This is a genomic window from Bacillus velezensis (assembly GCF_001461825.1).
GTDB lineage: Bacteria > Bacillota > Bacilli > Bacillales > Bacillaceae > Bacillus > Bacillus velezensis.
On record NZ_LLZC01000012.1, the window covers coordinates 160,246 to 184,103 of the forward strand.

At 44.7% G+C, this 23,858-nt stretch carries 22 protein-coding genes and 1 pseudogene; 20 read left to right on the forward strand and 3 right to left on the reverse strand.

Annotated features, from left to right (window positions below):
- Positions 1-29 precede the first annotated feature (29 nt).
- The gene (gene ytvI, locus AR442_RS05015) at positions 30-1,145 is read right to left on the reverse strand and encodes a sporulation integral membrane protein YtvI (protein ID WP_021494434.1); all 1,116 of its coding nucleotides are present in this window, start codon (positions 1,143-1,145) and stop codon (positions 30-32) included.
- 97 nt (positions 1,146-1,242) lie between these two features.
- Between ytvI and AR442_RS05020 the strand changes: the two genes are divergently transcribed.
- The 15 genes and pseudogenes from AR442_RS05020 to coaE all read left to right on the forward strand — a co-directional run bounded on the left by AR442_RS05020 (position 1,243) and on the right by coaE (position 17,057).
- The gene (locus AR442_RS05020) at positions 1,243-1,707 is read left to right on the forward strand and encodes a DUF441 domain-containing protein (protein ID WP_003152447.1); all 465 of its coding nucleotides are present in this window, start codon (positions 1,243-1,245) and stop codon (positions 1,705-1,707) included.
- A gap of 420 nt (positions 1,708-2,127) precedes the next feature.
- The gene (locus AR442_RS05025; protein ID WP_053284943.1) at positions 2,128-2,538 is read left to right on the forward strand and encodes a YjdF family protein; all 411 of its coding nucleotides are present in this window, start codon (positions 2,128-2,130) and stop codon (positions 2,536-2,538) included.
- 184 nt (positions 2,539-2,722) lie between these two features.
- Positions 2,723-2,857: pseudogene (locus tag AR442_RS19815) on the forward strand (peptidoglycan-binding domain-containing protein); the annotation flags it as partial.
- A 156-nt stretch (positions 2,858-3,013) separates the two neighbouring features.
- Positions 3,014-3,451, forward strand: a complete 438-nt coding sequence (locus AR442_RS05030; protein ID WP_053284942.1) for a hypothetical protein — start codon at positions 3,014-3,016, stop codon at positions 3,449-3,451.
- A gap of 292 nt (positions 3,452-3,743) precedes the next feature.
- A complete protein-coding gene (locus AR442_RS05035) occupies positions 3,744-4,877 on the forward strand; it encodes a Rap family tetratricopeptide repeat protein (protein ID WP_014418617.1) in 1,134 nt (377 codons plus the stop codon).
- Positions 4,867-5,019, forward strand: a complete 153-nt coding sequence (locus AR442_RS20610; RefSeq protein ID WP_017418344.1) for a hypothetical protein — start codon at positions 4,867-4,869, stop codon at positions 5,017-5,019. The genes AR442_RS05035 and AR442_RS20610 overlap by 11 nt, the downstream gene beginning before the upstream one ends.
- Before the next feature lie 717 nt (positions 5,020-5,736).
- Complete coding sequence (gene citZ / locus AR442_RS05040; RefSeq protein WP_017418343.1) at positions 5,737-6,855, forward strand: citrate synthase; 1,119 nt, start codon at positions 5,737-5,739, stop codon at positions 6,853-6,855.
- A gap of 160 nt (positions 6,856-7,015) precedes the next feature.
- Positions 7,016-8,287 (forward strand): NADP-dependent isocitrate dehydrogenase, encoded by a 1,272-nt coding sequence (gene icd, locus AR442_RS05045; RefSeq protein WP_007408075.1) that lies wholly within the window; start codon positions 7,016-7,018, stop codon positions 8,285-8,287.
- 45 nt (positions 8,288-8,332) lie between these two features.
- The gene (gene mdh / locus AR442_RS05050; protein WP_003152455.1) at positions 8,333-9,271 is read left to right on the forward strand and encodes a malate dehydrogenase; all 939 of its coding nucleotides are present in this window, start codon (positions 8,333-8,335) and stop codon (positions 9,269-9,271) included.
- A 215-nt stretch (positions 9,272-9,486) separates the two neighbouring features.
- The gene (locus tag AR442_RS05055; RefSeq protein ID WP_014418615.1) at positions 9,487-10,206 is read left to right on the forward strand and encodes a response regulator transcription factor; all 720 of its coding nucleotides are present in this window, start codon (positions 9,487-9,489) and stop codon (positions 10,204-10,206) included.
- A complete protein-coding gene (pnpS, locus tag AR442_RS05060; protein WP_014418614.1) occupies positions 10,199-11,938 on the forward strand; it encodes a two-component system histidine kinase PnpS in 1,740 nt (579 codons plus the stop codon). The genes AR442_RS05055 and pnpS overlap by 8 nt, the downstream gene beginning before the upstream one ends.
- Positions 11,939-12,184: 246 nt before the next feature.
- The gene (gene polA, locus AR442_RS05065) at positions 12,185-14,824 is read left to right on the forward strand and encodes a DNA polymerase I (protein ID WP_014418613.1); all 2,640 of its coding nucleotides are present in this window, start codon (positions 12,185-12,187) and stop codon (positions 14,822-14,824) included.
- A gap of 24 nt (positions 14,825-14,848) precedes the next feature.
- On the forward strand, positions 14,849-15,679 hold the full coding sequence (gene mutM / locus AR442_RS05070) for a DNA-formamidopyrimidine glycosylase (protein WP_101560369.1): 831 nt from the start codon (positions 14,849-14,851) through the stop codon (positions 15,677-15,679).
- A 136-nt stretch (positions 15,680-15,815) separates the two neighbouring features.
- Positions 15,816-16,448 (forward strand): sporulation membrane protein YtaF, encoded by a 633-nt coding sequence (gene ytaF, locus AR442_RS05075; protein ID WP_003152461.1) that lies wholly within the window; start codon positions 15,816-15,818, stop codon positions 16,446-16,448.
- 15 nt (positions 16,449-16,463) lie between these two features.
- Positions 16,464-17,057 carry a dephospho-CoA kinase gene (coaE, locus tag AR442_RS05080; RefSeq protein ID WP_053284940.1) on the forward strand — a complete coding sequence of 198 codons (594 nt, stop codon included), beginning with the start codon at positions 16,464-16,466 and terminating at the stop codon, positions 17,055-17,057.
- A gap of 38 nt (positions 17,058-17,095) precedes the next feature.
- Here the strand turns inward: coaE and AR442_RS05085 are convergent, their stop codons facing one another.
- Both AR442_RS05085 and AR442_RS05090 read right to left on the reverse strand, forming a co-directional pair.
- On the reverse strand, positions 17,096-17,938 hold the full coding sequence (locus AR442_RS05085; RefSeq protein WP_014418610.1) for an aldo/keto reductase: 843 nt from the start codon (positions 17,936-17,938) through the stop codon (positions 17,096-17,098).
- 58 nt (positions 17,939-17,996) lie between these two features.
- Complete coding sequence (locus AR442_RS05090; RefSeq protein ID WP_014305559.1) at positions 17,997-19,196, reverse strand: MFS transporter; 1,200 nt, start codon at positions 19,194-19,196, stop codon at positions 17,997-17,999.
- 184 nt (positions 19,197-19,380) lie between these two features.
- Between AR442_RS05090 and AR442_RS05095 the strand changes: the two genes are divergently transcribed.
- The 5 genes from AR442_RS05095 to dnaB all read left to right on the forward strand — a co-directional run bounded on the left by AR442_RS05095 (position 19,381) and on the right by dnaB (position 23,844).
- Positions 19,381-19,767, forward strand: coding sequence for a winged helix-turn-helix transcriptional regulator (locus tag AR442_RS05095; RefSeq protein WP_003152469.1), 387 nt, complete (start codon positions 19,381-19,383; stop codon positions 19,765-19,767).
- A 207-nt stretch (positions 19,768-19,974) separates the two neighbouring features.
- Positions 19,975-20,997: a glyceraldehyde-3-phosphate dehydrogenase gene (locus AR442_RS05100; RefSeq protein WP_014418609.1), complete on the forward strand. Its 1,023-nt coding sequence runs from the start codon at positions 19,975-19,977 to the stop codon at positions 20,995-20,997.
- Between the two features lie 238 nt (positions 20,998-21,235).
- Positions 21,236-21,616 (forward strand): adenosylmethionine decarboxylase, encoded by a 381-nt coding sequence (speD, locus tag AR442_RS05105; protein WP_003152471.1) that lies wholly within the window; start codon positions 21,236-21,238, stop codon positions 21,614-21,616.
- A gap of 248 nt (positions 21,617-21,864) precedes the next feature.
- Positions 21,865-22,323, forward strand: a complete 459-nt coding sequence (gene nrdR, locus AR442_RS05110; RefSeq protein WP_003152473.1) for a transcriptional regulator NrdR — start codon at positions 21,865-21,867, stop codon at positions 22,321-22,323.
- Between the two features lie 111 nt (positions 22,324-22,434).
- The gene (gene dnaB / locus AR442_RS05115) at positions 22,435-23,844 is read left to right on the forward strand and encodes a replicative helicase loading/DNA remodeling protein DnaB (RefSeq protein WP_014418608.1); all 1,410 of its coding nucleotides are present in this window, start codon (positions 22,435-22,437) and stop codon (positions 23,842-23,844) included.
- Positions 23,845-23,858: the final 14 nt, after the last annotated feature.

Genomic DNA, 23,858 nt, shown 5'->3' on the forward strand with positions numbered 1-23,858 from the left:
ACGGCAGCCTTCTTACAGGGCTGCTGTTTTTATTTGGACTGAACAGTAATATAGGCCCATATTTCTTTTAAAGCGCCCGTTGTGATAAAGGCCTGAATGAAAACGAGCAGGGCGGGCCCCGCAGCCAGTCCTAAAATTCCGAACAGTTTAAAGCCGGCAAACAGGGCGATTAAGGTCGCAAGCGGATCAAGTCCGATTGACTTGCTTAAAATTTTCGGCTCCGTCAGCTGGCGCTGAATGAGAACCACAATATATAAAATACCGAGACCGATGGCTTGAGGAAGCTGACCGGCAATGGCCAAATACATAATCCAGGGAACAAAGACCGACCCGGCGCCGAGATACGGGAGCAGATCAACCAGGCCGATAAAAAAGGCGATGGTTGCCGCATGCTCAATCCCTAAAAGAAAAAGTCCGATAAAGACAATGATCATCGTGAAAAGGATGAGCACGGCCTGCGCCTTAATGAAACCTGCCATCGCTTTTTTCAGCTCTCCCGATACGGCCTTGGCGTTTGCCGAAACCCGTTCCGGAAGAATGGAATAAAGCAGCGCCTTCAGCTTATGCCAGTCCTTTGTCATAAAAAAAGTCGCCAGCATTGCGAAAATGAAGACGGCAGCTGTATTGGGAAGGAAGGCAATCCATTTCGGCACCAGCTCCAAAAGATGTGAAAGCATCAGCCCCGCATTTTTAGCGGCTGTATCACCGAGGGTCTGAATATGCGTCACGATGGATGCCTGCTGATTGGTTTCCAGTCCGTTAAATAGGACGGTCAGCTCGTGGTACAATGGCTGAATGCGGGAAGTGAACAGCTCTTCGCAATACGTCATAAAGGCGCTGATATGGGGAGGGAGCGTTTTGGCCAGATAGGCGGTTCCCGAAATGATTTCCGCAACGAGAAATGTCGCCGCGCCAAGAAGAATAAGCAAAAAGAAGACCAGGACAATGACTGTATTGACTGACCGGGGCATCCCCGTCAGTTTGTCCAGCCAGTCAACTACGGGAATGATCGCTGATGACAGAATAAGGGCGATCAGAAACGGATAAGTTAACGGAAATGAGGCGTAACCGGCCGCTAAAGCGCCGCCGGCCGCAGCGAGTACAAACAGCGCGCGGAAAAAAACAGTTGCATAGTGCGGATTCACATCGATCCTCCTCTCGGTCGGCACGTCCTATTACATTAGTTTATTCGTCAAAAAAAAGGATATGAATACAGATATGATGAAAGAGGGTGCTTTCAGGATGTTTACACAGGCGAATTTATTTTTACTATTATTGCTGGCCATCGCATTGGTAGCCAAAAATCAGTCATTGCTTTTTGCCGTCGGCTTTCTCATTGTGATAAAAGCTGTCGGTCTTGATCAGAAACTATTTCCGGTTATTCAGTCAAAAGGCATCAACTGGGGGGTCACCGTGATTACAATCGCCGTTTTAGTGCCGATTGCCACAGGTGATATCGGTTTTAAACAGCTCGGAGAAGCGATGAAATCGTATTATGCGTGGATCGCTCTCGGTGCCGGGATCGCGGTTGCCTTAATCGCCAAAAACGGTCTCACCTTATTGGAAAACGACCCTCATATTACAACGGCGCTGGTCATCGGCACGATACTTGCCGTCGCGCTTTTCGGAGGCGTCGCCGTCGGCCCGTTAATCGGCGCCGGAATCGCCTACTTGGCCATGCAAATCGTTAAAATATTCACTTCGTAAAGTAAAAAAGCGGCGTATAGCTGCTTTTTTTTGTGGAGAAAATTAGAGTTTGCACTTGCGCATTTTGTAGTTCAGACAAATGCCATTTGCATTATTCCGATGAATGAAGTGGCTTACCATGTAACAAAGAACTTCGGGATTGACGGCGCACATGGAGCGAAAACAGCGATTGCAGTAATTCCAATTGATGAATGGATTAAAAGCTGATGGAATTTATGCGCTGATACCAAAGCAAAACTTGAAGTGTTGTCAAAATAAGCGGAGACCCTTTCCTTCAATTTGAAAGTTTGTTAAATTTATAATGAGAATGAAAAAACACAATTCGGTTGGTAGTCCGGATGCATGATTTAAAATGTCAGTAACCTTCCCCTCCTCGGGATGTCCATCATTCTTCAGTAAATTTAGGAGGAGGGAATCGTTATGAAATTAACGGTTTACTACGATGGTCAGTTTTGGGTAGGAGTCATTGAAGTTGTGAATGATGGGAAATTAAGAGCAATTCGTCATTTGTTTGGACAAGAGCCAAAGGATTCAGAAATAATGCATTTTGTTAATAATCAACTTTTACCGACTCTCTCCCACACTGAACAAGAAGGGGTTTGTGTTAAAGCAAAATCTAAGAAATTAAACCCAAAAAGATTGCAACGACAAGCTTCTAAAGAGATGAAAAATATCGGGATATCAACTAAGGTACAAAAAGCGATAAAACAGGAGCTTGAAGCAAGAAAAGAAAAGAAAAAACAACTGAATAGAAAACAAAGAGAAAAAATAAAGGAACAAAAATATTTAATCAGAAAACAAAAAGCAAAAGAAAAGCATAGGGGCAAATAGTCGGAGAACCCGATGAAGCCCTTCGATTGAAAAGTTGAGCGGCATCAGTTAGTTTCTTCGCACTGATTTAGAGAAAAAGAAGTATAAGTCAGAGCCCTTCTCGAGATGAGGAGGGTTTTTCTGCAATTTATTTAAATTCACTTACATCAGTAAATGAGTCAGTTTCAATTGTGAACGGCTTGATGAAGATATTTACGGACCGAAATCAGCAAATGCAGTCAAACGATTCCAGTCCATGTACGGCGTGACTGCTGACGGCATTCATGGGCCAAAGACAAAGATGAAAATCAGCGTTAAAGAAATAGGGAAAATTAGATAAAGAACGAAAAAAATTTCTAAATATAGTTGGATTGATATATTATTGAACCCTGCATATGTGATAACAATAGCAGCTTTAAATAGGTGTAACAGGAGGTAGATTACTAAAGAATCTAAGGTTAGTATTTGGGTTTTAATATTTGATTAGGGGGAAAGAATGCTATCACTTAATAGAGCTTTAAAATTACGTGATTTAGAAGTTTTTCGTGTGCTGAAAGATGGTAACATTTTATCTTACGTAATAATTGAAGATACTCGAAAGCCATTTACAGAAGAAGACAAAAAATTAGAACCATTATGTTATATGGACGAAGAAGATATTAATGCGATTTTAAATGTTTTTAAGATTTCAATTGTTAATGATGAAAAATTAAATGAAGATAATTCAATTTTTATAAGATCTTACTTTTCTGAATTTGTTAATCATACAAATTTAACGAATTTAATTATTAAAGAATATGTTCAAAAGGATTTATATAATTACGATGATGAAGATGACATCATTTTCTTTAATAGAATTTTACGTAGTATAGGATCAGATTATGTTATCAAAGAATTTGACGATATAAATTGGATTTATTTATCTCAAGATTGATTTCTTATTTAGATTTTAAAGGAGTACAGAAGATAATTTCTGTACTCCTTTTTAAGGCAAAAAATAGACTTCTAGTTTCTCTTTATAGCATAAATACAATTGACGAAAATCGTAAGTTCAGCACCCGCAAGGGGTGTATACAAGTGCTTTATTATCATGGATGTTCTATTTCCAAAATCGCTATCATTTTTTGTTATTTTCGGTTAATTAGGAAAATTGCGGTATTTTTTCGTTTACAGAAAATAAGAAATTAGTGGAAAATAAATCAAAAGAGGAGGAGGGGAATGAATGCATGGACCAGGTATTACCGTCTTCACATGTAGGCGTTAAAATTAACGAGTGGTACAAGATGATTCGTCAATTTAGTGTGCCAGACGCGGAAATTTTAAAAGCCGAAGTGGAACACGAAATAAAAGAAATGGAAGAAGACGAATATTTACTTATTTATTACTCTCTCATGACTTTTCGTCATCAACTTATGCTAGATTATTTAAACCCAGAAATAAAGTATAGGACTGATAGGCCAACCACCACAGAACTACTTGAGAAGATTGAGAAACCACAAAAAACACTTACCGGCCTCTTAAAATATTACTCACATTTTTTTCGCGGAATGTACGAATTTGATCAGAAGCAGTATGTAGAAGCAATTAATTTTTATCGTAAAGCAGAGATGGAAATTCATCATGTCTCTGATGAAATAGAACAAGCTGAGTTTCATTTTAAGTTGGCAGAGGCTTATTATAATATGAAACAAACGCACGTATCCATGCATCATATTCTAAAAGCGTTAGAAATTTATGATCGAAACCCGCTTTATACCGTCCGAAAAATTCAAAGTTTATTTGTAATTGTGGGTAATTATCTTGATTTTAAACATTACGAAAAAGGATTACAGCATCTTGAGGAAGCCTTGAAGCTTTCGCAAGAATTTGGTCATAAAAGGTTGATTTCCTCTGCTCTTTATAATTTGGGTGAAAGTTATCACTACATGGGACAAGAAGAAAAGGCCGAAGCGTATTTGAGACAAGCAATTGTGATTGGTGAAGAAATGAAATTGAGAACTCTGCCCCATTCATATTATTCACTTTCCATAGTATTATTTAAGCAAAAGAAAACAGCCGCGGCAGGCCAAGCTTTAAAAGAAGGTTTAAAAACAGCAGTAAAATATGACGACAATTTGTTTTGCTTATTAACAGAGTTTTTATATGTTTTATTTGCTGAACCGATTAACAAAGACAGCCTTGTAGAAATTTTAAGTAAGCTTGAAAATATTCATATGTATTCGTATGTCGAAGAGTTGACACTTTTAACAGCAAACTTTTTCAAAGGAATGAAGGACTTTGAAATGGCTACAATTTTTTATGATAAGATGGTGGAGTCTCAACTTCAAATACAGCGGGGGGATTGTTTGTATGAATATTAAAAAAGCAATTTGTTTCTCTGTCTCTGCTTTCGCTATTACGTTCGGTGTAATTGCTTTTGTAGGAAACACGACTCATCTTCATCATAATGCAGCCAAAACTGATAATGAGGTAATACAACTAGCTGCGCGACTGCAAACATGATTTAAAAGATGTGGCCTTTTTAGGGCTGCATCTTTTTTTGTCATGCATTTTCGATTTTTCTCTTTTTAGGCGGGGCTGCGGCTGCTGCATTACAAGCATGGTAACAGGTTATGTTACAAGGGTGATATTCGTTTGAAGTCCGCATAAAAATACAAAAGGATCGTTATATACACAAAAGCGAAATACGAAGTAACAACAAAGATATATATAAGAAAATTTGAGCCAACTAAAACCAAGACATGGATTTCTGAAGCTGATCCGAACATTGATTCAGTCGAGTAAACAAATTAACCCCCTTCTCCGGTAAAGAAGGGGGTTAAACTTGCGGTGAAGTTGTCGCGCTTGTCCTTTTAAAGTCTCCTCCAAATGCTCCCCCAAATGAAGACATAGAATACATGGTTTTACAAAGCGCCTGAAAGCAAACGATTAAATTTATCAACGAAAAGCCTTGATATATAAGGCTTTTAAAACATTTTTAGTTAAAAGTCTACAAATTAATCAGATTATTGTTTATAATAAGAATAGGCTTAAACTTAAATAAGCTTATAAGAATTTGTTATGTTCCTCTATAAGCATACTGGTTATGTAATCGCAATCATTGAAATGTAAGCATTTTCTTAAAGGGGAAAGGGATTGTTTGCATGACTCATTTTAAGTAAGCCGTATGTTTTATATACTCTTTAAAGGGGAATTTTGATTGAAAAGGAGAGGTTGAATATGACAGCAACACGCGGTCTTGAAGGGGTTGTAGCAACAACATCATCTGTAAGCTCTATTATCGACGATACCCTTACATATGTAGGGTACGATATTGACGACTTGACAGAGAATGCAAGTTTTGAAGAAATCATTTATTTGCTGTGGCATCTGCGCCTGCCGAATAAAACGGAACTTGCTGAACTGAAAAAACAGCTTGCGAAAGAAGCTGCCGTTCCACAAGAAATCATTGAGCACTTCAAATCCTATCCCCTCAATAACGTACATCCAATGGCTGCGCTCCGGACGGCGATTTCATTACTCGGTCTGACTGACAGTGAAGCCGATGTCATGAATCCGGAAGCGAACTACAGAAAAGCCATCCGTCTGCAGGCGAAAGTGCCGGGCATTGTCGCCGCTTTCTCAAGAATCCGCAAAGGACTTGATCCTGTTGAACCGAAGGAAGAGTATGGAATCGCGGAGAACTTCCTTTACACCTTAAACGGTGAAGAGCCTTCTCCGATTGAAGTGGAAGCGTTTAACAAAGCGCTCATTCTTCATGCGGATCATGAGCTGAATGCATCAACATTTACGGCGAGAGTATGTGTCGCCACCTTATCTGATATTTACTCAGGCATCACTGCCGCCATCGGCGCTTTAAAAGGACCGCTTCACGGCGGAGCCAATGAAGCCGTCATGAAAATGCTGACAGAAATCGGCGAAGTGGAAAACGCCGAGCCTTATATCCGCAGCAAAATGGAGAAAAAGGAAAAAGTAATGGGCTTCGGACACCGTGTGTATAAGCATGGAGACCCGCGCGCCAAACACTTAAAAGAAATGAGCAAACGCCTGACGAATCTGACGGGTGAAAGCAAATGGTACGAGATGTCAATCCGTGTCGAAGAAATCGTAACGTCGGAGAAAAAACTCCCGCCTAACGTTGATTTCTATTCCGCATCTGTATACCACAGTCTCGGCATTGATCACGATCTGTTCACGCCGATCTTTGCGATCAGCAGAATGTCAGGATGGATCGCCCATATTCTTGAACAGTACGATAACAACCGCCTCATCCGCCCGCGCGCTGATTACACGGGTCCGGATAAGCAGACTTTTGTTCCGATTGATGAAAGAGCCTGATCAAACGGGAGGCTGGTGATTTTCATGTCGTTAGCCTCTTGTTAATCAAGCCCGGATTGGTTTACAATTTTGATAGAATCTTGAGAAAAGTCATTTTATTTTCTATACAAGAAAAATAAAATGTTTTCTAAATATGAATTACATACTGGGAGGTAATATTGTGTCACAAGGTGAAAAAATTACAGTCTCTAATGGAGTATTAAACGTACCAAATAATCCGATTATCCCGTTTATTGAAGGTGACGGCACAGGCCCTGATATTTGGAACGCCGCTTCTAAAGTATTGGAAGCCGCTGTTGAAAAAGCATATAAAGGCGAGAAAAAAATCACGTGGAAAGAAGTTTATGCCGGTGAAAAGGCTTATAATAAAACAGGTGAGTGGCTTCCTGCCGAAACGCTGGAAGACATCAGAGAGTACTTCATCGCCATCAAAGGTCCTCTGACGACACCGGTCGGCGGCGGTATCCGTTCTCTGAACGTGGCGCTGAGACAGGAGCTTGATTTGTTTACATGCCTGCGTCCTGTCAGATATTTCACGGGAGTGCCTTCTCCGGTCAAACGACCTGAAGATACGGATATGGTCATTTTCCGCGAGAATACGGAAGATATTTACGCCGGAATTGAGTATGCGAAAGGTTCTGAAGAGGTTGAAAAGCTGATCAGTTTCCTGCAAAATGAAATGGGTGTTAACAAAATCCGTTTCCCTGAAACGTCAGGAATCGGCATCAAACCTGTTTCTGAAGAAGGCACAAGCCGCTTAGTCAGAGCTGCCATTGAGTATGCGATCGAAAACGGCCGTAAGTCTGTCACGCTTGTCCACAAAGGAAACATCATGAAGTTCACTGAAGGGGCATTTAAAAACTGGGGCTACGAGCTTGCCGAAAGAGAATACGGAGATAAAGTATTCACTTGGGCTGAATATGACCGCATTGTCGAAAAAGACGGAAAAGAAGCGGCTGATAAAGCGCAGAGCGACGCGGAAGCGGCAGGGAAAATCATCGTCAAAGACAGCATCGCTGATATTTTCCTTCAGCAGATCTTAACCCGTCCGAGCGAATTCGACGTCGTGGCGACAATGAACTTAAACGGAGACTATATCTCTGATGCGCTTGCCGCTCAGGTAGGCGGAATCGGAATCGCGCCGGGAGCGAACATCAACTATGAAACAGGGCATGCGATTTTCGAAGCGACTCACGGAACGGCTCCTAAATATGCCGGCCTTGACAAAGTCAACCCGTCATCCGTCATCCTTTCAGGAGTGCTTCTTCTTGAACACCTGAACTGGAATGAGGCTGCTGACTTGATCATTAAATCTATGGAAAAAACGATTGCTTCAAAAGTAGTAACGTACGATTTTGCTAGATTAATGGACGGTGCAACTGAAGTGAAATGTTCAGAGTTTGGTGAAGAGCTAATCAAAAACATGGACTGAACCTAAAGCAGACTTCTAATGAAGCCAAAAAAGGAGAAGAGAATCATGGGAAAAACACGCAGTAAAGTTTCTGTTATCGGAGCAGGATTTACGGGAGCGACAACAGCCTTTCTTACAGCTCAAAAAGAGCTTGCAGACGTTGTGCTCGTTGATATTCCGCAATTAGAAAACCCGACAAAAGGAAAAGCGCTAGACATGCTCGAAGCAAGTCCGGTTCAAGGATTTGACGCGAAAATCACAGGCACGTCCAACTACGAGGACACAGCCGGTTCTGATATCGTCGTCATCACAGCCGGAATTGCGAGAAAACCGGGCATGAGCCGTGATGATCTCGTATCTACAAACGAAAAAATCATGAGAAGCGTCACACGTGAGATCGTGAAATATTCTCCTGACTGCATTATCGTTGTATTGACAAACCCTGTTGATGCGATGACATATGCGGTGTACAAAGAATCAGGCTTCCCGAAAGAACGCGTCATCGGACAATCCGGAGTGCTTGACACTGCGCGATTCAGAACATTCGTCGCTGAAGAATTAAACCTGTCTGTAAAAGATGTGACCGGTTTTGTTCTTGGCGGACACGGTGACGACATGGTTCCTCTCGTCCGTTATTCCTATGCGGGCGGCATTCCGCTTGAAACGCTTATCCCGAAAGACCGTCTTGATGCGATTGTAGAACGCACAAGAAAAGGCGGCGGGGAAATCGTCAACCTTCTCGGCAACGGAAGCGCCTACTACGCGCCTGCTGCATCACTGACTGAAATGGTAGAAGCCATTTTGAAAGATCAGCGCCGCGTGCTTCCGACTATCGCTTACTTAGAAGGCGAATACGGTCATGAAGGCATTTACTTAGGCGTACCGACGATTATCGGAGGAAACGGCCTAGAGCAAATCATCGAGCTTGAACTGACAGACTATGAAAAAGCGCAGCTGAGTAAATCAGTTGAATCTGTCAAAAACGTGATGAAAGTATTGTCATAAGAAAAAAGGGAAGGCTTCCGAATCAGAAGCCTTCCTCTTTTTACAATTAATGAAAGCGTTTTCTTTTTCCCTGAGCGATCCTTTCTCTGAAAATGATCAAAAAGGCGAATTGTCTGAACGGGCAGTATTGGATAAAATGAAATCATAAAGTGATATGCAGCACATAAAATAGAGAAAATTGGATGTCGGGGAAATTAGACAGCGGAGGGCGCAGCATGAACAAAAAAATTTTAGTTGTAGATGATGAACAATCTATCGTTACTCTTTTACAGTATAATCTGGAACGGTCCGGCTATGATGTCATCACCGCATCAGACGGCGAAGAGGCTCTGGAGCAGGCAGAGAATGAAAATCCGGATTTAATCGTACTGGATGTCATGCTGCCGAAAGTGGACGGAATCGACGTCTGTAAACAGCTCAGACAGCAGAAAATGATGGTTCCGATCTTGATGCTGACAGCAAAAGATGAGGAGTTTGATAAAGTGCTGGGACTGGAGCTCGGAGCGGATGATTACATGACAAAGCCGTTCAGTCCGCGGGAAGTCACTGCGCGGGTGAAAGCCATTTTAAGAAGGGCTGACATTTCTTCGCTGTCACAAGGCAGAGAAGAGGAAAAGGACGGGCAGATCCTCATCGGCGAGCTGAAAATTCTTCCGGAGCATTACGAAGCGTACTTTAAGTCAGAACAGCTGGAACTGACGCCTAAAGAATTTGAACTGCTTCTGTATTTGGGAAAACATAAGGGAAGAGTGCTGACGAGAGATCTTCTGCTGAGCGCGGTCTGGAACTATGATTTTGCCGGGGATACCCGGATTGTTGACGTTCATATCAGCCATCTGCGCGACAAAATCGAATCAAATACCAAAAAACCCATCTATATTAAAACAATCAGAGGTTTGGGGTATAAACTGGAGGAGCCAAAAATGAATGAATAAAGTCCGTGTGCGTCTGTTCGCTTTACTCGTTGTATGTATCATATTGGTTTTCAGTGTTCTCGGCCTTTTTTTACAGCAGCTTATTTCTTCATCCGCTGAAGAAAGAACGGCGGATCAGCTGAAAAAGGAATCGGTATACATAGCGGGCCTTCTTGACACCGGCCGAATTGGCAATAAAAGCAATGAAACGGTAATCCGTGATGCCGGCCGCACCCTCGGTATAAACGTCGCCGTGCTCAACGAGAAGGGTGACGCCGTATATCATTCCGGCAGTCATGCTGATGATTCAGCCGTAAAGGAGTTCATTTCTCACAATAAAAGTGAGGAAGCCGTACAGTCGAAAAGCAAAGTCATCCGCGGCACTGCCGTAAAAAATGACGCCGGGAAAATTGCGGGGTATGTACTCGTTTCCTCTGAGATCAACGGCGGTTCAAGCGTTGCCGGAGAAATGTGGGGCATGCTGGCAGCAAGTCTTTGTACCGCTTTTATCATTATCGTTTTCTTTTATACAAACATGACGTCCCGTTACAAAAAATCCATCGACGCCGCGACAAAGGTGGCGACGGAGCTGTCCAAAGGGAATTATGACGCCCGCTCCTACAGCGGTTACGCAAGGCGGTCGGACCGTCTCGGGCGTGCGATGAACAGCCTGGCGGTCGATTTAATGGAAATGACGAGAACGCAGGATATGCAGCGCGATCGTCTGTTAACCGTCATTGAAAATATCGGATCCGGTTTGATTTTAATAGACGGGCGAGGTTTTATCAATCTCGTGAACAGGTCATACACGAAGCAGTTTCATACAAAGCCTGAACGTCTGCTTCGGCGCCTTTACCATGATGCGTTTGAACATGAGGAGATCATTCGGCTTGTCGAAGACATTTTTATGACGGAGACGAAAAAATGCCAGCTGCTCAGACTTCCCATCAATATTGAGCGGCGCTACTTTGAAGTTGACGGCGTTCCGATCATGGGCCCTGACGATGAATGGAAGGGCATCGTCCTCGTCTTTCACGATATGACGGAAATTAAAAAATTGGAGCAGATGAGAAAGGACTTCGTCGCCAATGTCTCCCATGAACTGAAAACACCGATCACCTCGATTAAAGGATTTACGGAAACACTGTTAGACGGAGCGATGAAAGATGAAAAGGCGCTTTCAGACTTTCTGTCTATCATTCTGAAAGAAAGTGAGCGGCTCCAATCTCTCGTGCAGGATTTACTGGATTTATCCAAGATGGAGCAGCAAAACTTTACGATGCGCGTAGAGTCCTTTGACGCCGCAAAAATTCTGCATGAAATTGAGGCGCTTTTGCGGCATAAGGCTGCGGAAAAAGGCATCAGCTTTCAGCTCGATCTCCCGGAAGAGCCGATTTTTGTGACGGGTGATGCGCACAGGCTGAAGCAGGTATTTTTGAATCTGGCGAACAATGCCCTGACCTACACGCCTGAAAAAGGGACGGTGGGGATTTCGGTACATGTGAAAGAAACCGTTGTCGATATCAAAGTGTCCGATACGGGAATCGGCATTCAGAAGGAAGAGATCCCGCGGATATTTGAGAGATTCTACCGCGTGGATAAAGACAGAAGCCGCAACTCGGGAGGAACCGGGCTCGGCCTCGCCATCGTGAAGCACTTAATAGAAGCCCATGAAGGTAAAATCGAGGTCACAAGCGAGCCGGGACAGGGGACTGTATTTACCGTGACGCTGAAGCGGCAGCCGGAAGCGTGATCAGCTTTACAAAGGATTAACAATTTCTTCATGACCTGTTAAACCTATCTTGTTAGGATGTAACAGAACCCCTTCATCCAAGGAGCCAATTTTGACGGCGGGAACGTATTTTCTTGTTCCCGTCCTTTTTTGCGTTTTCACGGGGTTCGCTCATTTTCCTTTCAAATTGAACTTTGTTAAAATAAGAGAAGCTGTGAGATTAAAAAATAGAGGAATGACGAGCTTTTGCTCTTAGGAGGATATTGAATGACGGAACGAAAAAAATTAGTGCTTGTCGACGGAAACAGTCTGGCGTACCGGGCGTTTTTTGCATTGCCGCTTTTAAGCAATGAAAAAGGCATCCATACAAATGCCGTATACGGGTTTGCGATGATTTTAATGAAGATGCTGGAAGATGAAAAGCCGACCCACATGCTGGTGGCTTTTGATGCGGGAAAAACCACTTTCCGCCACAGCACGTTTAAAGAATATAAAGGCGGAAGACAAAAAACGCCGCCGGAGCTTTCAGAACAGATGCCGTTCATCCGCGAGCTCCTTGATGCCTATAACATCAGCCGCTATGAGCTTCCTGAATATGAAGCGGACGATATTATCGGCACGCTTGCCGTATCTGCTGAAAAAGACGGCTTCGAAGTAAAGGTAGTTTCGGGGGACAAGGACTTAACCCAGCTTGCAACCGGGAAAACGACCGTTGCCATTACGAGAAAAGGCATTACCGACGTGGAGGATTACACGCCGGAGCACGTGCAAGAAAAGTACGGTCTGACCCCTTTGCAAATCATTGATATGAAGGGATTAATGGGGGATTCATCCGATAACATACCGGGCGTCCCCGGCGTCGGAGAAAAAACCGCGATTAAGCTCTTAAAGCAGTTCCATTCGGTTGAGAAACTGCTTGATTCCATTGATGAAGTCAGCGGAAAAAAATTAAAAGAAAAGCTTGAAGAATACAAGGAACAAGCCCTGATGAGCAAAGAACTGGCGACGATTATGACAAATGCGCCGATTGAAGTCAAGCCCGAAGATTTAGATTACCAAGGGTTTGACCGTGAACAAGTTGTTGCCATTTTTAAAGACCTCGGTTTTAATACGCTTCTTGAGCGGCTCGGTGAAGAAAGCGGGGAAACGGCGGAAGAAAATTTTGAAGACATCAATGTCGAAACGGCAGAAGAAATCACCGAAGATATGCTCGTTTCGCCGTCCGCTTTGGTCGTCGAACAAATCGGTGATAACTATCACGAAGAACCGATCCTCGGCTTTTCCATCGTGAATGAAACAGGTCTTTATTATATTCCGAAAGAAATCGCCATTCAGTCTGAAGCGTTTAAATCTTGGGCTGAAGATGAATCGATGAAAAAGTGGGTGTTCGACAGCAAACGTTCCGTCGTCGCTTTGCGCTGGCAGGGAATTGAGCTGAAGGGAACGGAATTTGACGCGCTTCTTGCTGCCTACATTATAAACCCGGGCAACTCGTACGACGATGTCGCGAGCGTAGCGAAAGAATACGGGCTGAATATCGTTTCAAAAGATGAAGCGGTATACGGAAAAGGCGCAAAGCGCGCCGTTCCGGCTGAAAAAGAGCTTGCCGATCATCTCGCGCGGAAAGCGTCTGCCGTTAACAGCCTCCGTGACAAACTGCTGCACGCGCTGGAAGAAAATAATCAGCTTGAATTATATGAAGATCTCGAACTTCCGCTTGCGCTTATTCTCGGAGAAATGGAATCAATGGGCGTCAAAGTGGATGTTGAAAGACTGAAGCGAATGGGCGAAGAGCTTAAGGCGAAGCTGAAGGAATATGAAGAAAAAATCCATGACATCGCCGGTGAGCCGTTTAACATCAATTCACCAAAACAGCTCGGCGTCATTCTGTTTGAAAAGCTCGGCCTGCCGCCAGTAAAGAAAACAAAAACAGGCTATTCCACTTCAGCCGATGTCCTGGAAAAGCTCGCAGACAAACATGATATCGTCGCTTACATTCTGCAATACAGACAAATCGGCAAGCTTCAATCGACTTATATAGAAGGGCTGCTGAAAGTCACGCGCAAGGATTCTCATAAGGTGCATACACGGTTCAATCAGGCGTTGACTCAAACCGGACGCCTCAGCTCAACGGATCCGAACCTGCAAAATATTCCGATCCGGCTGGAGGAAGGGCGGAAAATCCGTCAGGCTTTCGTACCGTCCGAACCGGACTGGCTTATTTTCGCCGCCGATTATTCACAAATTGAATTAAGGGTGCTTGCGCATATTTCAAAAGATGAAAATCTGATCGAAGCGTTTACGAATGACATGGACATTCACACAAAAACCGCCATGGACGTGTTTCATGTCAGTGAAGATGAAGTGACACAAGCGATGCGCCGCCAGGCAAAGGCCGTCAATTTCGGCATTGTTTACGGCATCAGTGATTACGGGCTGTCGCAAAACCTCGGCATCACCCGGAAAGAAGCGGGCGCTTTTATTGACCGCTATTTGGAGAGCTTCCCGGGCGTCAAGGCATATATGGAAGAGTCGGTGCAGGAAGCGAAGCAAAAAGGATATGTCACGACACTTATGCAGCGCCGCCGCTATATTCCTGAGCTGACCAGCCGCAACTTCAACCTGCGGAGCTTTGCGGAACGGACGGCCATGAATACGCCGATTCAGGGAAGCGCCGCCGATATTATTAAAAAAGCCATGATTGACATGGCAGCTGAGCTGAAAGAGAAAAACCTGAAGGCACGATTGCTGCTTCAGGTGCACGATGAATTGATTTTTGAAGCGCCTAAGGAAGAAATTGAAATATTAGAGAAGCTGGTTCCTGAAGTGATGGAGCATGCTTTGGCATTAGACGTGCCTCTGAAGGCGGATTATGCTTCAGGGCCGTCTTGGTACGATGCAAAATAAACAGAGAAAAAGGAAGTGATGATTGTGCCGGAATTACCAGAAGTTGAAACGGTCCGGCGCACTCTGACCGGTCTTGTGAAGGGGAAAACGATTGAATCGGCGCATATCAGATGGCCGAATATCATCAAAAAACCCGCCGAGCCGGAGGAATTCGCGCGGCAGATTGCAGGAGAAACGATCCGATCCATCGGAAGAAGAGGAAAGTTTTTGCTTTTCCATCTGGATCATTATGTCATGGTGTCCCACCTTCGGATGGAGGGGAAATACGGTCTTCATCAGGCCGATGAGCCTGACGATAAACATGTGCACGTCGTGTTTCACATGACGGACGGAGCACAGCTCCGCTACCGGGATGTCCGGAAATTCGGCACGATGCATTTGTTTGCGCCGGGAGAGGAACAGAATGCATTACCGCTTTCACAGCTCGGGCCCGAACCCGATGATGAAGCATTTACCGCTGCTTATTTAAAAGAGCGGCTTGCAAAAACGAACCGCGCGGTGAAAACAGCCCTGCTCGACCAAAAAGCGGTCGTCGGCCTCGGCAATATTTATGTCGATGAAGCTTTATTCCGAGCGCGTATTCATCCTGAGACAAAAGCGAACAGTCTGTCAGACGGGCAGATAAAAACGCTTCATACAGAAATTAAAGACACCCTTCAGGAAGCGATTGACGCGGGCGGGAGCACCGTCCGGTCTTATATCAATTCTCAAGGGGAGATCGGAATGTTTCAGCTCAAACATTACGTATACGGCAAAAAGGATGAACCGTGCAAAACGTGCGGCACGATGATTTCTAAAATCGTGGTCGGCGGAAGAGGGACGCATTTTTGCGCCCGCTGCCAAAAAAAATCATAAACTGAAGCGATTCAAGCAGGCGGCAGCAGAATGACTTTTTTCTAACACAGTTGATGACCTTTCTCCATATATATATTGTGATTCACCCAATAGGCATATGTCACAATTGCCGATCAAGAGAAAGGGAGAAACGGATATGGAGATTGTTTCTTTGCTGCTTTTGGCTTTTGCTGTCAGCTTGGACAGTTTTTCAGTCGGGTTTACGTATGGTTTGAGAAAAATGAAAATCCCGTTCAAAGCGATTGCCGTGATCGCTTGCTGTTCAGCCTCTGTGATGTTTATATCCATGCTGATCGGCCATTTTCTGACAAAGATTTTTCCCGTATCCGTCACGGAAAAACTGGGCGGGCTGATCTTAATCGGAATCGGGGCATGGGTCATCTGGCAATTTTTCAAACCGGCTAAAGAGCCTGATTACTTATTGCATGAAAAAACGTTACTTAATCTTGAAGTGAAATCGCTCGGCATCGTGATTCACATTTTGAAAAAACCGACCAGCGCCGATATTGATCAATCCGGAACCATTAACGGAGTCGAGGCGCTTCTGCTCGGTATCGCCTTATCCATTGACGCGTTTGGCGCCGGGCTGGGAGCGGCCATTCTCGGCTTTTCTCCGGTTATGATGAGCGTGACTGTCGGGCTGATGAGCTCGCTGTTTGTTTCACTCGGCATAAACGCGGGGCATTTGCTCTCAAGATGGAATTGGATAGATAAAATGACATTTTTGCCGGGAGTCCTGCTGATTATCATCGGGATTTGGAAAATGTAAGAAGGAGTGGGCTTTTTGAGCTTGGTCATCGGTTTAACGGGAGGCATCGCAAGCGGCAAAAGCACGGTAGCGCGTATGCTGATCGACAAAAAAATAACAGTCATTGATGCGGATGTCATCGCAAAACAGGCGGTGGAAAAAGGGATGCCGGCTTACGGACAAATTGTGGAGGCATTCGGAAAAGACATCCTGCTGGAAAATGGCGGTATTGACAGAAAAAAACTCGGTTCTATCGTTTTTACTGACGAACAGAAGCGTCTGAAGCTGAATCAGATCGTTCATCCGGCGGTGCGTGCGGAAATGCTGAAACAGCGGGATGTAGCCGTTGCACGAAAAGAGCAGTTCGTCGTTTTGGATATACCGCTTTTGTATGAAAGCGGGCTTGATTATCTTGTCGGCAAGGTGCTCGTCGTCACCGTACCGGCAGACATTCAGCTCAAACGGCTGATGGAGCGGAATTCCCTTACAGAAGAAGAAGCGATGAGCCGGATAACGTCGCAAATGCCTTTAGCGGACAAAACAAAAAAAGCTGACGCCGTCATTGATAACAGCGGCAGTCTTGAACATACAAAGCACCAGCTTGAGGAAATATTGAGCGGCTGGGCATAAACAAACACCGTTCGGAAAGCCGAACGGTGTTTTTCTGGTTAAAAATCAAAATTGTCAGGGTCAGGACCGACACGGAGATTTTCGTTCAGATCATCAATCCGCTTCATATCGTCAGCTGACAGTTCGAAATCAAAGACATTTGCATTTTCTTCAATACGGTGTTTTTTAGTTGATTTCGGAATGGTGATAACACCGTTTTGCAAATCCCAGCGCAAAATCACTTGAGCGGCTGATTTGCCGTACTTCTTTGCGATCTCTTGTAAGACGGGGTGATCAAGCAGCTGCCCTTGCATCAATGGCGACCACGCTTCTAGCTGAATGCCTTGTTCAGTACAGAAAGCAAGCAGTTCTTTCTGTGTCAGACGCGGGTGGTACTCCACCTGGTTGATCATCGGCTTGATTTCCGTTTCTTTCATGAGATGTTTCAGATGGTGAATTTGGAAATTGCTGACCCCGATCGCCTTAATGCGTCCATCCCGGTAAAGGGTTTCGAGCGCCCGCCACGCATCGATGTACTTTCCTTCGACAGGCCAATGGATCAAATATAAATCCAAATAATCTAAACCGAGTTTTTCTAAGCTTGTGTCAAACGCTTTTAACGTTTCTTCATATCCTAAATCGGGATTCCATACTTTTGACGTGACAAAAATGTCTTCACGTTTTAATCCCGCTTCTTGCAGCCCTTGGCGGATGCCTTCGCCGACACCTTCTTCATTTCCGTAAATCGCGGCGGTATCAACGCTGCGATAGCCGTGCACCAATGCCGTTTTCACCGCGTTGACGAGTTCCGCGCCTTCCTCTACTTTGAAAACTCCGATGCCGAACCAAGGCATCTCTACTCCGTTATGCAATGTTGATTTTGCTTGTAAATGTGTTGTCATGTATATATTCCTCCTATTAGTTGTCTGTTGAAACAATCAAAATGCGCTGAAGAAAAACTCACCTCCTTTCAAGGGCAGTGCGATCCCGCTTTTCAAGCTTCCTGCTCCATCCGGTTAATACGACCGCGCTGAGCACCATCAGCGCCCCGATCCAAGCGGTATGAATGATTCCGATTGAGTCTGTAATGATTCCGCCGGCAAACGAGCCGATCGCGATTCCGGCATTGAATGCCGCGATATTTAAGGCTGATGCTGTATCAACGGCGCTTGGCGCAAAACGTTCACTCAGCATCACGACATATACCTGAAGCCCCGGCACATTCATAAACGCCAACAGCCCCATGAAAATAATGGTGATCAGCCCGGCTGTTTTAAACGGCGCGGTAAAAGTCAGAACAAACAGCACAGCAGCCTGGACAATGAACATATAAAACAAGGCTTTCAGCGGATTTCGGTTTGATAAACGGCCGCCAATCATGTTTCCGATGGCAATCGCAATTCCGTAAATGAGCAGGATGGCCGCGACGGTTTCTTTCTGAAAACCGGTTACCTCCTGAAGAAGCGGAGATAAATACGTAAACACGACAAACGTTCCGCCGTAGCCTAACGCCGTAATAATAAATAAAAGCAATAACCGCCCGTTTGTGACGAGTTTGACCTGCTCGGAAAATGCGGTTTTCGTCCCTTTGCGCAAATGCGACGGAACGAGAAGCGCGTTTGTGAGGAATGCGATGATTCCTACCGCCACAATGACGGCAAATGCGATTCTCCATCCGAATTGCTGGCCGAGATAGGTGCCGAACGGAACGCCGGTCACCGTAGCCACCGTCAGCCCCGTAAACATAATGGAAATCGCGCTTGCTCTTTTATGCTCCGGCACGATATTGGCGGCGATTGTTGCCCCGATTGACATGAAAATGCCGTGGGAAAACGCCGAAATAACCCGTGCCGCCAGTAAGACGCCGATTGAGGACGCACTTGCCGCGAGTGTATTTCCGGCGATAAAAATTAACATCACCCAGAGCAGCAGCGTTTTCCGTGACATGCCGGATGTGAGAGATGTTAAAACCGGCGCGCCGAATGTCACGCCCAGAGCATACATGGAAACGGTAAGCCCCGCCGTTGTCACAGGTATATGCAGATCTTGAGATATAAGCGGCAGCAGCCCGACGCTGATAAATTCGGTTGTGCCGATCGCAAAAGCGCTGACGGCTAATGCCAGCAGCGCTGGTAAATAGCTTTGGCGATGTGAAGACATCTGTTTTCCTCCTTGAACGATAATGTATGGTTGAAATGATGCCGGGTAAACGATATAAGTATAAGAGTACATTCCTTTTCAGCCGGCAAATGTCATTATGATCGATAGAAGTGTCATTGAAAAGAACGTACTTTTAAGTGCCATAGGCACTTTTTAGTTCCTATAGATGAGGAGGAATTACCGTTTGCTGAAGAAAAAATACAATATATCCGTAGAAGCGGCGCTTGAGGTGATCGGAGGAAAATGGAAGTGTGTGATCCTCTGCCACCTCATGCGCGGGAAAAAACGGACAAGCGAATTGAAGCGGCTTATGCCGGACATCACCCAGAAGATGCTGACACAGCAATTGCGGGAGCTGGAAGCTGACGGCGTCATCAACCGGATCGTGTACAATCAGGTGCCGCCGAAAGTGGAATACGAGCTGAGTGAATACGGACACAGTCTGGAAAGAATTTTAAACGCGCTGTGCGACTGGGGCGCGATGCATATCGCGAAACGGTACGGCGAGGTGTCTTCCGTTTTAGAGGACAGCATTTTAAATGACAAATTCAAAGAACCGGGACAAATATAAGAAAAAAGCAGGCAGCCTGAGACGCTGATCCTGCTTTTTTTATGGAAGAAAGATCATTTTATATGCAAAAAAACCGATTGAACAACATATTGATCGGTATAAGGGTGGATTTTTATCAAGTTGTACTGGCGGATTTCTTTTAATGTGTTATACTATATATAAATAAAATTAAATTAGAGTGGCATATTAAAAAGGGGTGACCTGAGCATGAAGGTAAAAGTAGCAATCAACGGGTTTGGAAGAATCGGAAGAATGGTGTTCAGAAAAGCAATGGAAGATGATCAAATTCAAATAACAGCCATTAATGCAAGCTATCCCCCGGAAACGCTTGCTCATTTGATAAAGTATGACACAATTCACGGCAAATACGATCAAGAAGTTGAGACCTCCGACGACAGCCTGATCGTCAACGGAAAACATATTATGCTGTTCAATCGCCGGGACCCGAGAGAGCTTCCGTGGAAAGAATGCGGAATAGACATCGTCGTAGAGGCAACGGGGAAATTTAATTCAAAAGAAAAAGCAATGAGCCATATTGAAGCAGGGGCGAAAAAAGTTATTTTAACGGCTCCGGGCAAAAATGAAGACGTTACCATTGTCATGGGAGTAAATGAAGAGCAATTCAATCCCGATGAACATGTCATTATTTCAAATGCATCCTGCACGACAAACTGTCTTGCGCCGGTCGTCAAAGTGCTTGATCAGGAATTCGGGATTGAAAGCGGCCTGATGACGACTGTTCACGCTTACACGAATGATCAAAAAAATATCGACAATCCGCATAAAGATCTGCGGAGGGCGAGAGCGTGCGGAGAATCCATCATTCCGACTTCTACAGGCGCCGCCAAAGCGCTGTCGCTCGTGCTGCCTCATTTGAAAGGAAAACTTCACGGTCTCGCTTTGCGTGTTCCCGTTCCGAATGTGTCATTAGTGGACCTTGTCTGCGATCTGAAAACAGATGTGTCGGCCGAGCAAGTGAACGCCGCTTTCCAAAGAGCCGCAAAAACGTCGATGTACGGAATTCTTGATTATTCGGATGAGCCGCTCGTTTCTTCGGATTATAATACGAATTCACACTCTGCGATCATCGACGGACTGACAACGATAGTGATGGAAGACCGAAAAGTAAAGGTGCTCGCCTGGTATGACAATGAATGGGGATATTCCTGCCGGGTCGTTGATCTTATCCGTCACGTCGCCGCGCGAATGAAACACCCGTCAGCTGTGTAGACTAAAGATCATGGACATTTGTTAGAAAAACACCCTTAACGGCATATTCGCAAAAAACACACCTTGCAAAATAAACTTAAACACAGTATACTATCTTTCGTGAACTTCTTGCTCGTGACTGCTTCGGAATTACTTAAAGGGTTAGGACCTCTCCGGACTAACTTTCCCCCGTGGTAAATGGCCGGGTCAGTTCTCGGAAATTCACTTTTTTAATTCTTGTTAAGGGGGGTCCATGATTATGGAAACAATGGGGCGTCACGTCATCTCCGAGCTGTGGGGATGCGATTTTGATAAGCTCAATGACATGGATTTTATTGAAAAAACGTTTGTAAATGCTGCTTTGAAATCAGGAGCTGAGGTGCGCGAGGTCGCATTTCACAAATTTGCACCGCAAGGCGTAAGCGGAGTCGTTATTATCTCTGAGTCACATTTAACGATTCACAGTTTTCCTGAACACGGATATGCAAGCATTGATGTTTATACTTGTGGAGACCTGGATCCTAATGTGGCTGCGGATTACATTGCGGACGCATTACATGCAGATACAAGAGAAAACATTGAAATACCGAGAGGAATGGGGCCTGTACAGATTAAACAGGCACAAGCGAAAGTACTGTAATTTTCAAAACGCAAACACAAGGGAGCTAAGCTGAAAAAGCCATTACGCGCTTTGAAGCTGATGCTCCTTTTCTAATGTAAAAAAACAGCATTGCTTTTTCTTTAAGCATTTTTTTTGTAAAATAGAAAAGATAAGGCCGGTCTATCGGCTCTCCCAACAAATAGGCTCATCCTAGAAACGTTGGCGGGCATTTACCGGAAGCTTGCGAACCGCATTACAGCAACGAAACAGATGGGAGCTGATCCAATTTGAAATGTCCTTCATGCCAGCATAACGGTTCCCGCGTACTTGATTCACGGCCTGCGGACGAAGGGAAATCAATCCGCAGAAGGCGGGAATGCGAAGCCTGCCATTACCGCTTCACTACATTTGAGAAGTTTGAAGAGATGCCTCTGATCGTCGTGAAAAAAGAAGGCGTCCGGGAAGAATTCAGCCGTGAAAAAATGCTGCGCGGGTTAATTAAAGCTTGTGAAAAAAGGCCCGTTCCTTTAAAAACATTGGAAGACATGTGCTTTGACATTGAAAAAGAGCTGAGAAACCAAGGTGTATCTGAAGTCAAAAGCGAACTTGTCGGAGAAATGGTAATGGACCGTCTGGCGAAAATCGATGAGGTGTCTTATGTCCGCTTTGCCTCCGTCTACCGGCAGTTTAAGGATATAAACGTGTTTATCGATGAATTGAAAGATTTAATAAAGAAAGAACGCTGAGAGAGCTAAGAGATTGTGTCTGGCTCTTTTCTCATGAGCAAAATTGGCATTTGATAGATCGCAGAAACGGTGTAAAATGAGAGTAGAAACATATCGGAAGGTTTGAGAATCATGGCTGACTATTGGAATGACGTATTGCCTGTAGATCCTTATACGGTCAAAAGCCGTTCGCTTCTTCAGGATGTCGACAGACAGGTTTTGACACATCTGTACCAGCCGCTGATCGGTTCTTTTGCATTCTCCCTTTATATGACCTTATGGGGGGAGCTTGAGCAGAACCGCTTGTGGGGAGCGGAATCCACGCACAGGCAGCTGATGGGCATGATGCAGTCAAATTTAAAAAAGATTCATCATGAACAGGGAAAGCTTGAAGGAATCGGGCTGCTGAAAGTGTATATCCGGGAGTCCGAGCAAAAAGAGCGGATGTTTATTTATGAGCTGCTGCCCCCGCTCAGACCGAATGATTTTTTTGAAGACGGCATGCTGAATGTCTTTCTTTATAACAGAGTCGGTAAAACGAAATACCAGCAGCTGAGACAATTTTACACGCACCCTTCCGTCGGCGCGGACGCAAGGGAAATTACCCGTCCGTTTAATCACGCCTTTGCCTCTTTTCAGCCGAGTGAATGGAAAATGACGCCTGATATGGAAGAGGCGATGAAGCTACCCGAGGACTATGAGACGGCGTCTGTCGGACAAGCGCCCTCCTATACGGTGACGGAGGAAGTGTTTGATTTTGAGCTTTTCATGGCGGGACTGTCAGAAACGATGATACCGCGCAAATCAATCACGCAGGACGTGCGGGAGAGCATTAAAAAGCTTTCATATTTATACGGAATAGATCCTATCTCCATGCAGCACGTCGTCATGACCGCAATTAATGAACAGGATACGATAACGGCCGAAGCGCTGAGGAAAGCGGCCAGCGACTGGTATCAAATTGAAAGAAGCGGGAAGCTTCCGGAACTGATTGATAAAACACAGCCTGTCACCTTGAGAGAAAACCGGACGGAAAAAGACGATTCATTGAACGGCGAACTCATCGCACAGCTTGAGACCATATCACCGAGAAAGCTTCTTCAGGACATTGCGGATGGGACCGAGCCGTCAAAAGCCGACTTGCAGATTATCGCCGATATTATGTTCGAACAAAAGCTTGAGCCCGGCGTCACCAATGTGCTGATTTATTATGTCATGCTGAAAACGGATATGAAGCTGTCCAAAAACTATATCCAAAAAATCGCCGCCCACTGGGCCAGAAAGAAAGTCAAAACGGTACGGGAAGCAATGAAGCTCGCAATAGAAGAGCACAGGCAATATCTTGATTGGGCGGACGGCAAAACAAACGGCGCGGCGCGCGGCAAAAAAACCGTCCGGGAAGAAAAGCGTCCTGATTGGATGAAAGAAGAAGAAACCGGGAAGAAACAAGAACAGCCGGCTCTTTCCGCGCAGGATCTTGAAGAACAGAAGAAAAAAATGATGGAAGAAATGAAAAAACTGAAAAAATACTCTGCCTATTGAGACAGAGAAGCGGG